The organism is Modestobacter excelsi, from assembly GCF_005930495.1.
Taxonomy (GTDB): domain Bacteria; phylum Actinomycetota; class Actinomycetes; order Mycobacteriales; family Geodermatophilaceae; genus Modestobacter; species Modestobacter excelsi.
In genome coordinates this window covers 25366-37831 of record NZ_SJEX01000003.1, presented here as the reverse complement: position 1 = coordinate 37831, position 12466 = coordinate 25366, and the positions used below count along the sequence as shown (strand labels likewise).

General features: G+C 72.2%; 14 protein-coding genes. 10 read left to right on the top strand and 4 right to left on the bottom strand.

From position 1 onward, the window contains the following. Positions 1-62 precede the first annotated feature (62 nt). The 9 genes from FHL80_RS02000 (at position 63) to FHL80_RS01960 (ending at position 8386) form a co-directional block, all read left to right on the top strand. Positions 63-1349, top strand: a complete 1287-nt coding sequence (locus tag FHL80_RS02000; protein ID WP_138731804.1) for a Tm-1-like ATP-binding domain-containing protein — start codon at positions 63-65, stop codon at positions 1347-1349. An 86-nt stretch (positions 1350-1435) separates the two neighbouring features. Next, positions 1436-2092: a phosphoglycerate mutase family protein gene (locus tag FHL80_RS01995; RefSeq protein WP_138731803.1), complete on the top strand. Its 657-nt coding sequence runs from the start codon at positions 1436-1438 to the stop codon at positions 2090-2092. 230 nt (positions 2093-2322) lie between these two features. Further along, positions 2323-3195, top strand: a complete 873-nt coding sequence (locus FHL80_RS01990; RefSeq protein WP_138731802.1) for an MBL fold metallo-hydrolase — start codon at positions 2323-2325, stop codon at positions 3193-3195. 38 nt (positions 3196-3233) lie between these two features. Next, positions 3234-4034 (top strand): SDR family NAD(P)-dependent oxidoreductase, encoded by an 801-nt coding sequence (locus FHL80_RS01985; RefSeq protein ID WP_138731801.1) that lies wholly within the window; start codon positions 3234-3236, stop codon positions 4032-4034. After that, entirely contained in the window at positions 4031-5146 is a 1116-nt protein-coding gene (locus FHL80_RS01980; protein ID WP_138731800.1) for an NAD(P)-dependent alcohol dehydrogenase, read from the top strand. The genes FHL80_RS01985 and FHL80_RS01980 overlap by 4 nt, the downstream gene beginning before the upstream one ends. Positions 5147-5338: 192 nt before the next feature. Beyond that, positions 5339-6025: an alpha/beta hydrolase gene (locus FHL80_RS01975; RefSeq protein WP_138731799.1), complete on the top strand. Its 687-nt coding sequence runs from the start codon at positions 5339-5341 to the stop codon at positions 6023-6025. A gap of 92 nt (positions 6026-6117) precedes the next feature. Beyond that, positions 6118-6612: a DUF3237 domain-containing protein gene (locus FHL80_RS01970; RefSeq protein WP_138731798.1), complete on the top strand. Its 495-nt coding sequence runs from the start codon at positions 6118-6120 to the stop codon at positions 6610-6612. A gap of 272 nt (positions 6613-6884) precedes the next feature. Continuing rightward, complete coding sequence (locus FHL80_RS01965) at positions 6885-7553, top strand: esterase/lipase family protein (RefSeq protein WP_246078392.1); 669 nt, start codon at positions 6885-6887, stop codon at positions 7551-7553. A 152-nt stretch (positions 7554-7705) separates the two neighbouring features. Then, positions 7706-8386 carry a hypothetical protein gene (locus FHL80_RS01960; RefSeq protein ID WP_138731796.1) on the top strand — a complete coding sequence of 227 codons (681 nt, stop codon included), beginning with the start codon at positions 7706-7708 and terminating at the stop codon, positions 8384-8386. 54 nt (positions 8387-8440) lie between these two features. Here FHL80_RS01960 and FHL80_RS01955 read toward each other — a convergent pair whose 3' ends face one another. The 4 genes from FHL80_RS01955 to FHL80_RS01940 all read right to left on the bottom strand — a co-directional run bounded on the left by FHL80_RS01955 (position 8441) and on the right by FHL80_RS01940 (position 11630). Further along, positions 8441-9664 (bottom strand): RNA polymerase sigma factor, encoded by a 1224-nt coding sequence (locus tag FHL80_RS01955; RefSeq protein ID WP_138731795.1) that lies wholly within the window; start codon positions 9662-9664, stop codon positions 8441-8443. A gap of 4 nt (positions 9665-9668) precedes the next feature. Further along, a complete protein-coding gene (locus FHL80_RS01950) occupies positions 9669-9998 on the bottom strand; it encodes a YciI family protein (protein ID WP_138731794.1) in 330 nt (109 codons plus the stop codon). 290 nt (positions 9999-10288) lie between these two features. Then, positions 10289-10744 carry an SRPBCC family protein gene (locus FHL80_RS01945; RefSeq protein ID WP_138731793.1) on the bottom strand — a complete coding sequence of 152 codons (456 nt, stop codon included), beginning with the start codon at positions 10742-10744 and terminating at the stop codon, positions 10289-10291. 127 nt (positions 10745-10871) lie between these two features. After that, the gene (locus tag FHL80_RS01940) at positions 10872-11630 is read right to left on the bottom strand and encodes a DinB family protein (protein ID WP_216870347.1); all 759 of its coding nucleotides are present in this window, start codon (positions 11628-11630) and stop codon (positions 10872-10874) included. Between the two features lie 155 nt (positions 11631-11785). Between FHL80_RS01940 and FHL80_RS01935 the strand changes: the two genes are divergently transcribed. Beyond that, on the top strand, positions 11786-12301 hold the full coding sequence (locus tag FHL80_RS01935; RefSeq protein WP_138731792.1) for a hypothetical protein: 516 nt from the start codon (positions 11786-11788) through the stop codon (positions 12299-12301). Positions 12302-12466 lie beyond the last annotated feature (165 nt).

Here is a 12466-nt window from a genome sequence, read left to right as displayed (position 1 = left end):
CGGGCCGCCCCGCGGCCCGGCGTGGCACCACCTCACCGTTCCCCCGTCACAGAGGAGTGACCATGTCCCGCAAGCCCGTCGTCTGTCTCGCCGGCACCCTGGACACCAAGGGCACCGAGTACGCCTACGTCCGCGACGCCCTGCTCGCCGCCGACGTCGACGTCCTGGTGGTCGACTGCGGCGTCCTCGGCGAGCCGTACTTCCCGCCGGACATCGCGGCCAGCGAGGTGGCGGCCCGGGCGGGCGTGCGGCTCGCCGACTTCGCGGCGGGCGTCGAGGGCGGCGCCGGCGGGCGGAACGTCGCCATCACGAAGATGAGCGAGGGGCTGCGCTCGCTGCTCGCCGAGCTGTGCGAGCAGGGCCGGATCGACGCGGTGCTGGGGCTGGGCGGCACCGGCGGCACCGACCTGCTCGGCGGCGCGCTGCAGAACCTCGGCATCGGCGTGCCCAAGCTGATCGTCAGCACCATGGCCTCGAACAACACCCGGCCCTACGTCGGGCACTCGGACATGATGATGATGAACGCCGTCACCGACATCGCCGGGCTCAACCGCATCTCCAAGCAGGTGCTGAGCAACGCCGCGCACGCGGCCGCCGGCCTGGCCCGCGGCTACGAGACCACCCGGTCGCAGGCCGAGGCCAGCAAGCCGCTCATCGCGATCTCGATGTTCGGGGTGACCACCCCGGGCGTCATGCGCATCCGCGAGCAGCTGGAGGAGAACGGCTTCGAGGTCGTCACCTTCCACGCGGTCGGCGAGGGCGCGGGCATGGAGCACCTGATCGACACCGGCGCCATCGACGGGCTGATCGACTACACGCTGCCGGAGATCATCAACCACTGGAACAAGGGCATCTTCGACCCGGGCGTGGACCGGATGGAGGCGGCGATCCGCACCGGGATCCCGCTGGTCGTCGTCCCCGGTGCGGCCGAGTGCTTCAACTTCGGGGCCCGCGACACCATCCCGGCCGAGTTCGACACCGACGAGCGCAACATCATCATCCACAACCCGAACATCACCTCGCTGCTGGCCACCCCGGACGAGATGCGCCGGCTGGGCGAGTACATCGCCGACCACGTCAACCGCGCCCCCGGCCCGAAGGCGGTCGCCCTGCCCCTGAACGGGCTGGACAACTACTTCAAGGAGGGGAGCCAGTGGCACGGCGTGGACGTGTCGCCGCTGCTGGACACCCTGCGGAGCGCGCTCGACCCGACCGTGCAGGTGGTCGAGATGGACGCCAACATCAACGACACCGCGTTCGCCGACGCCGTCTACGAGCTCTTCGTCGAGCAGTGGGAGCGGCGCCAGGGGGCCGGGATCCCGGCCGCCAGCGTGACCACCGCCGGCTGACCCGTCCCGTCCCCACCACGACCCGTCGCCGGGACGCCGCCACCGAGGCGGCGTCCCGGCTGTTCGTCCCCGACCCGGAGGTCCTCTTGACCCAGCGCCTGTTCCTGCTCCGCCACGGTGAGGTCACCTCCCACCGCGGCGACGTCCCGGTGACCGAGGAGGGGCTGCAGACCGCCGTCGAGGTGGGCCGCCGGCTCGCCGGCCGGGCCGACGGCCCGATCCGGGTGATCAGCGGCGAGACCCGCCGGACCCGGGACACCGCCGCCGCGGTCGCCCGGGGGGCGCGCGGGGCGGGGGCCGAGGTCCTCGAGGACGGGGTCGCGTTCGCGCTCCGCAACCCCGACCTCTACCTCGCCGGGGTCCGCGTCGACATGGTGAGCAGCGAGGCCGCCTTCGCGGCCCAGGTGCCCGGTCTCACCGAGGCCGACGTCGCGAAGGTGTCCTTCTTCAGCGAGTGGCTGACCGCGCCGGACCGGGTGGGCTGGTGGGTCCGGCACCCCGAGCCGCCCGGTGACGACGCCGCCGCCGTGGCCGACCGCATCCGCACCTTTGCCGCAAGCCTGGCCGACCGGGAGGACGACACCGCCTTCACCGTGGCTGTCACCCACTCCCCGGTTCTGCGCGCCTGCGCCGTGGAGGTCACCGGTGGCGACATCGGCGAGCCGCGCTGGCTGGCCGGGCTGGAGGCGGAGGTCTCCGCCGACCGCTCGGTGCGGCTCCAGCTGCTGCCCGAGGCGCCCTGACCCCTCCGCGTTGCGCAGCACCACTCCACCTCGGGCCGGGGGTGGTCATCCCCGACGGGTGACCGCCCCCGGCCCGAGGTGGTCAGGGCGGGTGGACCTGCGGTGGTTGACAGGCGAGGGATCGAGAATCGATTATGTGAGGACCGGTCAGCGCCGACCAGAAGTCCTCGTCGCGCCGGGACTGTGGCGCCGGGGACGGCCCGGCCGCCGACGCTCCAGGAGGTTCCGTCGTGCAGCGCGTGACGCCCCATGTCTTCACGTCCACCGAGATCCGTGGCTGCAACCCCAGCTACGTCGTGACGTCGGCGGGGGTGGTCGTCATCGACACGCCGCAGCTGCCGACCAAGGCCGTGGCGATGCGCCGCGAGGCCGAGGAGCACGGCCCGATCCGGTACGTGGTCAACACCGAGCACCACGTCGACCACATCTTCGGCAACTACTGGTTCAAGGGCGCCGGCGAGGTGGTCCACCACCGCGGCGTCGCGGACAACTTCATGGTGGCGACGCCGGACCTCGACCCGTTCGCCTACGCGCTCGAGGCCATCCCGACCGACGACCCCGAGGCCGCGGACATCGTCCCCGACCGGGACACCTACTACGAGGACCCGAACGCCGGCGACCTGGTGTTCACCGGGGACCTGGAGATGCGGGTCGGCGACACCACCTTCCACCTGATCCACACCCCGGGCCACACCCCCGGCCAGGTGGCCGTCTACGTGCCGGAGCAGCGGGTCGTCTTCACCGGTGACACGGTCTTCTCCGAGTGCCAGACCTGGCTGATGACCTCCGACATCGACCAGTGGGTCGGCGCCCTGGACGTCATCAGCAGCCTGGACGTCGACACGGTCGTCCCCGGCCACGGCCCGGTCACGACCCCGGCCTACCTGGCCACCCAGCGGTCGGTGCTGCTCGCCTGGACCAGCGCCGTCGCCGACGGGGTGGCCAAGGGCTGGTCGCGCGAGGAGACGATCGCGCGGGTCGACTTCCGCGACCAGTTCGGCCCGGTCGACGTCGGGCAGGGCTACATGATGGACCACATCCAGACGCTGAACGCCGCGTCGCTGTGGGACAAGTTCACCGCCAAGCGCGCCCCCGTCCGCTGACGCCCCCGCTCCCCCGACGCCTGGAGGTCCCGCACGCCATGACCAGCCCCACCACCGAGGAACTGCAGCGCTTCACCCTCCGCGACCGGGTCGCCGTCGTCGCCGGCGGCTCCGGCGGTGTCGGCGTCCGCACCTGCGGCGCGCTGGCCGCCGTCGGCGCCAAGGTGGCCGTCATCGGCCGCTCCGAGGAGCGGCTGGCCGAGGCCCGCAAGGCGGTGGAGAACGCGGGCGGCGAGGCGCTGGTCATCGCCGGCGACATGGCCGACAAGGGCGCCGCGGACGACGCGGTGCAGCAGACGCTGGACGCCTTCGGGCGGGTCGACGTCCTGGTGAACGGCATCGGTGGCGGTGCGGGCACCGCGCTGTACCCCGCCGAGGAGTACCCGCAGGCCGAGTGGGACCGCATCCTGGACCTGAACCTGACGACGGCGCTGCTGGTCTCCCAGGCCGCCGCCCGGGCGATGATCGCCGGTGGCCGCGGCGGCTCGGTGCTCAACATCAGCTCGGTGCGCGGCCAGCTCGGCATCGACGCCGGCTACTCGGCCTACGTCGCCGCCAAGGGCGCCATGGACGCGCTCACCCGCCAGCACGCCACCGAGTGGGCCAAGCACGGCATCCGGGTCAACGCCATCTCCCCCACCTTCGTGCGCACCCCGCAGGCGGCGTCGCTGCTGGCCCAGCCGGGGTTCTACGACAACCTGGTGGCGCGCATCCCGCTGCGCCGGATCGCCGACGCCGACGACCTGGTCGGCGCCCTGCTGTTCTTCTGCTCCGACGCGTCCTCGTTCGTCACGGGCCAGGTCCTCACGCTGGACGGCGGCCTGACGGCGACCCAGTGAGCGCTTCGGCGACCGCTGCGGTCGTGCGCCGGCAGGGCGGCCCGTTCCTGGTCGAGCAGGTGCAGGTCGGCGAGCCACGACCCGACGAGGTCCTCGTCGAGGTCGTGGCCGCCGGCATGTGCCACACCGACCTGCTGGTGCGCGACTCCCGGCCCGGGGTGCTGCCGGCGGTCGTCGGCCACGAGGGCGCCGGCGTGGTGCGGGAGGTGGGCAGCGAGGTCCGCGGCATCGCTCCCGGCGACCCCGTCGTCCTCAGCTTCCCGTCCTGCGGCACGTGCGTGCGGTGCCGCACCGGCCGGTCGGCCTACTGCGACTCGATCGCGAGCCTGAAGTTCGGGTGCCGCCGTCCGGACGGCACCGTGGCCACCACCGATGCCGGCGGCGAGCCGGTCGGCGACCACTTCTTCGGTCAGTCGTCGTTCAGCACCCTCGCGGTCGCCGACGCCCGCAGCGTGGTCCCGGTGCCCGACGACGTCGACCTGCGCATCGCGGGGCCGCTGGCGTGCGGCGTGCAGACCGGCACGGGCACCGTGCTGGACGTCCTGCGCGTCTCCCCCGGTTCGTCGATCGCGGTCTTCGGTGCCGGCTCGGTGGGGCTGTGCGCGATCATGGCCGCGCGGCTGTGCGGCGCCACCACGATCGTCGCGGTCAACCGCCGGGCCTCCCGCCTCGCGCTGGCCGCCGAGTTCGGCGCGACCCACCTGGTCTCCCCCACCGACGTCGACCCGGTCGAGGCGATCCGCGAGGCCACCGGTGGCCGGGGCGTCGAGTTCGCGTTCGAGACCACCGGCGTCCCGGAGGTGCTGACCCAGGCGGTGCGCTCGCTGGACTCACTGGGCACCTGCGCCTACGTCGGCACGGCCGCACCGGGCGAGCTGGGCGGCATCCCGATGCTGGAGGCGATGACCAAGGGCCTCACGGTGCGCGGGGTCCTGCAGGGCGACAGCACCCCGGCGCGCACCATCCCGCGGCTGTGGTACCTGCACCGGCGCGGCCTGCTGCCCTACGACCGGCTGATCACCCACTACCGGCTCGACGAGATCAACCAGGCGGCCGCCGACACCGAGGCCGGCGAGGTCGTCAAGCCGGTCCTGCTGATGCCAGGCGCCTGAGCCCGACCGGCCCCCGACGCCCCGTCGCGAACTGCCGCGAGCCTGACCCCCCACCCCGTAGGCGGCCTGTGGGACACGGATCAGGACAGCTCGGCCTCGTCCGGCATGCCGCCTATGGAGGTGCCCGGCGGGGTCGGGACTCAGGACGGTCGGCCATTGCAGTCAGAAAGTGACGAGCATCACACTGCTGCGATGACCAACTTCGTGCTCGTGCACGGTGGGTGGGTCGGGGGCTGGTACTGGAACGAGGTCGCGGACCGGCTGAGGAAGGCTGGGCATCGCGTCGAGGTGATCGAGCAGCTACCGAGCGGTGGGACCGATCCCGCGGCACTCGGAGGCCTGGCCGCCGACGCGGATGCTGTGAGGCAGGCAGTGGAACGAGTCGGGGAACCCGTCGTCCTCGTGGGTCACTCCTATGGCGGGATGGTGATCACCGAACTCGCCGATCATCCGGCGGTCGCCCACAGCGTCTACCTCGCCGCGTTCTGGCCGCAGCGGGGGCAGTTGGTGATGGAGCTGCTCGCCGGGGGGCCGCCGCCGACGTGGGTGTCGCCGCACGAGGATGGAACGCTCAGGACCACCGATGATCTCGAGCTGCTCCGGCAGGCGTTGTGCGCCGACGTCGGTCCGGAGCGCGCCTATCCCGACCTTCGTCGATTCCTGCCACAGTCAGTGGCCAGCGGCACCGATCCCAGCACCGCGCCTGACCGCGGCCACCCGACGACCTACATCATCTGCGAGCAGGACCGGGCCCTTCCCCCGGCCGCCCAGGAGCAGATGGCCGCCGCCGCCGACCACCGTCTCCGGCTCCCGTCATCCCATTCGCCCATGACGTCGATGCCCGACGAGCTCGCCGACGCCCTCGGCCGAATCCACTGACACGTAGAAGCTCGACGCACGAAACCCGTCCGCTCCTCGGCGCAGGGCGGGCCTCCTACGATCGACACCTCGAACGCACCCAAGGCGGAGTCATGGCAGACAACGCACCCGCACCTGCAGCTCAGCTCGTCGAGGAGTTCGCCTTCTACGCCGATCTCGACGTGGTCATGGTCGGGCCTGGGCCATTCGGGCAACGCGCCATTGCCACGATAACGGGCGGGGAGCTCACCGGTGAGCGCCTCAAGGGTGCACTCGTAGGAGCCGGCGCCGACTGGAGCCTCATCGGCCCTGACGGCTACCTCCGTGTCGACGTTCGAACGACCCTGCGGACCCTCGACGGCGCCCACATCTACTTCCAGTACTCCGGGTTCATCGAAGTGACGCCGGACTTCGTCGCTCTCAACCGCGGCGAGAACGTGTCGACCGACTTCGGGGATCAGTACTTCTTCACCAGCCTCCGTCTCGAGACTGGTGACGAGCGCTACTCCTGGGTCAACCACACGATGTTCCTCGGGCAGGGCCGGCTACTTCCTGGACCCCGCGTGGACTATCGGGTGTATCGGGTGACCAACGCTCCAGAGCAGTAGGAACGCAGCCCGCCGCGCGGGCGCCGGCGTCCGAGACGGCTATCTCGCCGTGTCCCTCGATGGGCTGCCCAGGGACACGAGGCGGCTTCAGGGACGCCACCACTTCGGTCAGGTGGAGAGGTCTGGCCTCGGACGGCCTGTCGATGGGGACGTCTCGCGTGGGGGATGCTGTCCGGGTGTCTGCCGTCAAGCGCGTCGCCTCGCGGGCTTCGCTCCTCACCGAGCCGCCGCGGGCCGGATTGGACGTCGCTGCTCTTGCAGCTACCTGGCCGATGCTCGCGACTGCGCGCCGGGGTGACGGCCACCCCGTCCTCGTGCTGCCGGGGCTGATGACCGGCAACCCCGCCACGCTGTCGCTCCGGACCGCGCTGCGGGCCCTGGGCCACAACGTGTCCGGGTGGAGCCTGGGCATCAACCGGGGTCCCACAGGCCGTGTTGTGCAGGAACTGCGCGCGCACCTCGATCGGTTGCACCAGACTTCGGGACGGCGGGTCAGTCTGGTCGGCTGGAGCCTCGGCGGGATGTACGCCCAGGAGCTGGCCCGGGCAGCGCCGGGCAGCGTCCGCGGGATCGTCACCCTGGGAACCCCGGTGGTGCGATGGGCTCCTTGGGTGCGCACGGCCTCGGGGATCGTCGACGGCGGCACCGACCTGTTGCGCACGACAGCAGCGCTCCCCAGGCCCTGGGCCGAGCGCGGCTCACTCCGCGTGCCAGCTACGTCGGTCTACACGCGGGCCGACGGGATCGTCGACTGGGCGTCGTGCCGGTACGAGCTCCGCGCCCGGCGGGAGAACGTCGAGGTCCGCGGTAGCCACCTCGGCCTCGCCTGCAACCCGGCGGTCTTGTGGCTGCTGGCCGACCGGCTGGGCTTGGCCGAGGGTGCCTGGACACCGTTCCGACGTCCCATCGGACTCCGACCGTTCTTTCCCCGCAGTCGATGACAAGGGGCCTGATCCACGCTTCATGTCCCTGAGCGGCCGCTCCAGGACACTCGACGGACCGATGGATCCTCAGCACGGACACGTTGCCTGCCGAGGCGCCACACACGTTGCGGTGGGAGGGAGCCCTGGTGCTGAGGATCTCGAGGGTCTGGGTGGCGACGACGCTGGTGGCGTCCGGGGGCCTGTTGTACGCCGCGTCCTGGCAGCGCTGGGCCGGTGCATGCCCATGGCGCGGGGATCAGGAGACCCAGAAGTGCGAGACACGGATGGACCACCTCTACGACTTCCTCCCACCCCAGGAGCCGTGGATGCCCGCGGGGGTGGCCGCACAACTGGCCGGTGCGTCGCTGCTCGTCCTCGCAGTCGCTCTCCTCCCGCTGCCCTGGGCCCTGACCGGACGAAAGCCGGGGCTCCCCTCCGCGGTGGCCCTCCTCGCGACCGTGCTGATCGTGGTGGGCGTCGCTCTGGCGGCCCTTCGCTCGGGTCTCGAGGGCGTCGTTGTCAGCCCCGTGGGCTCGAACGTCACCATCTCGCTCTGGGTCCTGGTACCGCCGTTCCTGTTCGCGCGCGTCGCGGTGCTCTCCCGCGGTTGGGCGAGCAGTGCCGCGGCGGTGCTGCTGATCCTGGCATCACCGCTCGTCGCCTCCTTCACCTACGCGATCGGTCCCTGGGACGCTCGGCCGTGGTGGGAGGCGATCTCGGGCCTCCTCACGTGCGGAGCCGGGGCGTGCGTGCTCGTGGAGGCGATGCGTCCACCGGCCCGACGTCCAGACGCCGGTGTCGAGCCAGCAGTCGTGAGCGGAACGCGGGCCGTCCCGTGGTCGGCCGATTAGGGACAGAAGGCGCCTTCGAGGACACGTGTTCGAGCTCTGGGCTCGTCGCTCCGGTCATGCCAGCGCGGCCAGCCGCTCGAGCAGGAAGCGGCGCTCCACCGCGTTCTCGGTGAGCAGCAACGCCTCCTCGTAGGCGAGCCGGGCCTCGTCGGCGTGGCCCAGCCGGCGGAGGAAGTCCGCCCGCGCCGCGGCCAGGTAGCCGTAGCGGGCCAGCTGCGGCTCGGCGGCGAGGCGGTCCAGCTCGGCGAGTCCGGCGGCGGGGCCTTCGGCCAGCCCGACGGCGACGGCACGGTTGAGCGCCACTACCGGCGAGGGCCACCTGTCGCGGAGCAGGTCGTAGAGCGCCACGACCTCGCGCCAGTCGGTGTCCTCCCACCGCGGCGCCCCGGCGTGGACGGCTGCGATGGCGGCCTGCAGCGCGAACCGCCCCGGCGGACGACGGCGCAGCGCCTCGCGCACCAGCGCCACGCCTTCGGCGATCGCGGCGGCGTCCCACCGTGATCGGTCCTGCTCCTCGAGCAGCAGCAGGCGGCCGTCCGCCCCGACGCGGGTCTCCCGCCGAGCGTCGGTGAGCAGGATCAGCGCGAGCAGCCCGGCCACGTCGGCGTCCCCCGGGAGCAGCAACCGCACCATCCGGGCGAGGTCCAGGGCGCGCTCCACCAGGTCGGGCCGTCGCAGTGCCGGTCCCGAGGCGGCGGTGTGCCCGGTGGTGAACAGCAGGTGGACGACGGTGAGCACCGCGTCCACCCGGTCCGGGAGTTCGGCCGCCGGCGGGACCGCGTACGGGATCCGTGCGGCGGCGATCTTCTTCTTCGCCCGCGTGATCCGGGCCGCCATCGTCGCCTCCGGCAGCAGGAAGGCCCGGGCCACCTCCGCGGTGGTCAGCCCGCAGAGCAGCCGCAGCGTCAGCGCGACCTGTGCCTCCGGCGCCAACGCCGGGTGGCAGCAGGTGAACACCAGCCGCAGCCGGTCGTCCGGGAACGGCGACGCCCCGCCGCACACCGGATCGCCCTCGGGCTCGACCAGCAGCGGCAGCTTGCCGCGCAGCGTCGCCGTGCGGCGCAACTCGTCGAGCGCCCGGTTGCGTGCCGTCGTCGTCAGCCAGGCACCCGTGTTGGCCGGGACGCCCTCCTGCCAGACCGTCAGCGCGCGGGCGTACGCCTCCTGGACGCACTCCTCGGCGAGGTCCAGGTCGCGGGTGACGCGCACCGTCGCGGCGAGCACCCGGGCCCACTCGCGACGGTGCGCGTCCGCCACGGCGGCGGCGGCCGCGGACATCAGCTCAGCCGAGGACCAGAACCGGGCGCACCTCGACGCCCCCGGCCAGTGTGGGGACCTCCTTGGCGATCGCGAGCGCCTGGTCGAGGTCGTCGGCCTCGATGAGGTAGTAGCCGCCGAGCGCCTCCTTGGTCTCGGCGAACGGCCCGTCGGTGACCACACCGTCCCGGATGGTCGTGGCGGTGCCCGTCGGCTGCAGCGCGTTGCCGCCGAGGACCACCTCGGCGTGCTCCCGGCCGAACTCGGCGTGCCCCTTCGACACGGCCTCTGCGGCCGGCCCGCCGGCGGCCCAGGCGGCCTCGTCCTCGTAGATCAGCACCAGGTACTGCGCCATGTCGGCTCCTCACGTCGCGGCCCGCGGATCGGACCGTTGTCATGACGACGAACGGGAGGGCGCCGGATCGACACCCCACGCGGGATCCTCGCGGAGACCACCGACAACCGGGGCGGAGCTCATGCCCGAACCCGGCCAGGTGGCTTCCACGAGCTCAGCACAGCGACACGCGGCTGCTCGGGTCAGGTCCGCCGGCTTGCGGGGGCCATCCTGGCGGTGTGGACGCGAGGACGACCTGGGCGGTCGTTCCCGCAGGCCAGCAGCGGTGGCGCCACCCTGCGGCGGGACCGTCAGCTCAACTGCTGCTGGTCGGCAGCGAACCGATCGAGCGTGGACTTCCACATCCTCGGGAACAGGACGGGACCGAGCACCCGCTGCGCGAGGAGGATCACCGTTCCGCGCACCCCCCGCGGTCGCGAGTGGTCGATCAGGACGTCGACGCGGCTGCCGGCACCGTCGCGTGGGCTGATCCGGACCTCACCACGCCCCGCAGCACAGTGATCGCTGTCCACCAGTGACCAGCGCACGAAGCCCGGCTCCCAGTCGTAGCGCAGGAGGACCCAGATCTTGGTCCCGGCGCTCCCCTCCCTGACGACAGCAGAGGTGGCACCCCGTTCGCGGACCTCGTACTTCCTGCGGTCCAGGCTCTTCTTCCACACCTCCAGGCGGCGGTCGCTGAAGTCGGTGAAGGCGCGGAAGACCTGATCCGGCGTTGCTGTCGTCTCGAGGTGAAAGCGGAAGATCATCACGCCTCCAGCGCGATGGGGGTCTGGTCACCGTCCCACCACCGGTCGGGCCGCCGTAGAGGCTTTCGACCTCCGCGGCAGCTGGTGGTGCGGGAGCTACGGGCTCACTGATCCCGCCACAGTCACGTCACGCCGACTGCCGCTCGAGGTGGGCGAGGTCGCGCTCGGCGTACTCGCGATGCAGCCACTCCTCCTTGACCACCGTGCTGAGGCAGCGGCGTACCGGGAACGACTCGGACGTGGGGTACCCCGGCTCGAGCACCGGCTGGGTCATCTCGTCGAGCTGCTCGTCGGTCAGCTCGTGGAGCACTCGCGCCACTGTCGCCATCCGCTGGGTGCGCACGGCGAGGATCTCGTCGAGGGAGGGTCTCGCTCCCGTGTCACGAGGCACTGCCGGGGTGTCGGCGGGCATCTCGGTGTGCACCAGACCGAGCGGGTGGTAGGGCGCCGGGTCGCCCAGGACGGCCCGCAGGACCCAGGCGTCGGTGGCGAGGACGAGGTGCCGCAGGGTCTCGATGAAGGACCACTCGTCGTCGACCCGCTCGTGCAACAGGTCCTCGGGCAGGGCCCGGGCGCGCTGGACGGCGGCGTCCCACCGGCGCACGACGACCTCCCATGCCCGCCGGAATCCCTCGGCATCGGTGGGCCTCAGCAGCGTGCGGTCGGGGTCGCGGCGGTCGAGCTCCGCCTCGATCAGCGGGCCGACGTCGACCCCGTTGACCGTCACACCGTCGAGGTGGCCGTCGATCTCGACCCGCTGGAGCCAGGCGCCCCGGATCACGGTGTCCTGGAAGTAGACGTTCCGGAAGCGCGACCCGCTGAAGTCGACCTCCTCGAAGCGGCTGTTGCTCAGGTCGGTGCGCAGGTGGTCCGTCACAGCCGTCACCCTCCCATCGCCCGCCGACGGTCAGCGCGAGTGACAGGGAGCGGGCGGCTGTCGAGCGCGCCCCCTGCCGGCAATGGCCGAGGGGCCATGCCGTCGCGGTGAGGGGCGGCCTCGCAGCGGGGGCATGACGTACGCGGACTGGGACCATCCTGCGGATGACGACACCGATCGGCAGTGAGGCGCAGCGACCCAACCCCGCACTGGAACCGCTGGCGCCGTTGCTGGGCGACTGGCGCACGACCGGGACGCACCCGCTGGTGCCAGGGACGACCTTCCACGGCCGTACGTCGTTCGCCTGGCACGAGGGCGGCGCCTTCGTGCTGATGCGCTCCGAGATCGATGGGCCGGGGATCCCCAGCGGCGTGGCGGTGATCGGCTCGGACGACGCAGCCGGCACCTTCACGATGATCTACTTCGACGAGCGGGACGTCTCCCGCCGGTACACCGTCGAGGTGGGCGACGGCGAGGTGTCGTGGCACCGCGACGAGGCCGGGTTCGCTCAGCGCATGGTCCTCACCGTCGCCGGCGATGGCAGCCGGCTCGACGCCAGGGGCACCATGTCGCGGAACGGCGGCCCCTGGGAGGACGACCTGCAGCTCACCTACGAGCGCGACGAACCTGGCGAGCTCGGTCTCGCCGCTGGCGGAGAGATCGGCGACGTCACGGAATAGCCACCCGGGCCGAGCACCACCTCCCTGTCCCCTGAGCGGGAACCGACCTCGCCCTCGGTGACGACCGAGTACTCGTCTCCGCGCGTGTGCACGTGGTCGGACACGTAGGTCCCGACGGCGAACGGGTGCTCGACCCGGCACCCGACGGGCCCGCCGGCATGCTGG

Coding starts and splice junctions, on each gene's coding strand:
- FHL80_RS01935 (WP_138731792.1), top strand. CDS start 11,786: ATGACGACACCGATCGGCAGTGAGGCGCAGCGACCCAACCCCGCACTG.
- FHL80_RS01970 (WP_138731798.1), top strand. CDS start 6,118: ATGGCAGACAACGCACCCGCACCTGCAGCTCAGCTCGTCGAGGAGTTC.
- FHL80_RS02000 (WP_138731804.1), top strand. CDS start 63: ATGTCCCGCAAGCCCGTCGTCTGTCTCGCCGGCACCCTGGACACCAAG.
- FHL80_RS01950 (WP_138731794.1), bottom strand. CDS start 9,998: ATGGCGCAGTACCTGGTGCTGATCTACGAGGACGAGGCCGCCTGGGCC.
- FHL80_RS01945 (WP_138731793.1), bottom strand. CDS start 10,744: ATGATCTTCCGCTTTCACCTCGAGACGACAGCAACGCCGGATCAGGTC.
- FHL80_RS01955 (WP_138731795.1), bottom strand. CDS start 9,664: ATGTCCGCGGCCGCCGCCGCCGTGGCGGACGCGCACCGTCGCGAGTGG.
- FHL80_RS01975 (WP_138731799.1), top strand. CDS start 5,339: ATGACCAACTTCGTGCTCGTGCACGGTGGGTGGGTCGGGGGCTGGTAC.
- FHL80_RS01965 (WP_246078392.1), top strand. CDS start 6,885: ATGCTCGCGACTGCGCGCCGGGGTGACGGCCACCCCGTCCTCGTGCTG.
- FHL80_RS01985 (WP_138731801.1), top strand. CDS start 3,234: ATGACCAGCCCCACCACCGAGGAACTGCAGCGCTTCACCCTCCGCGAC.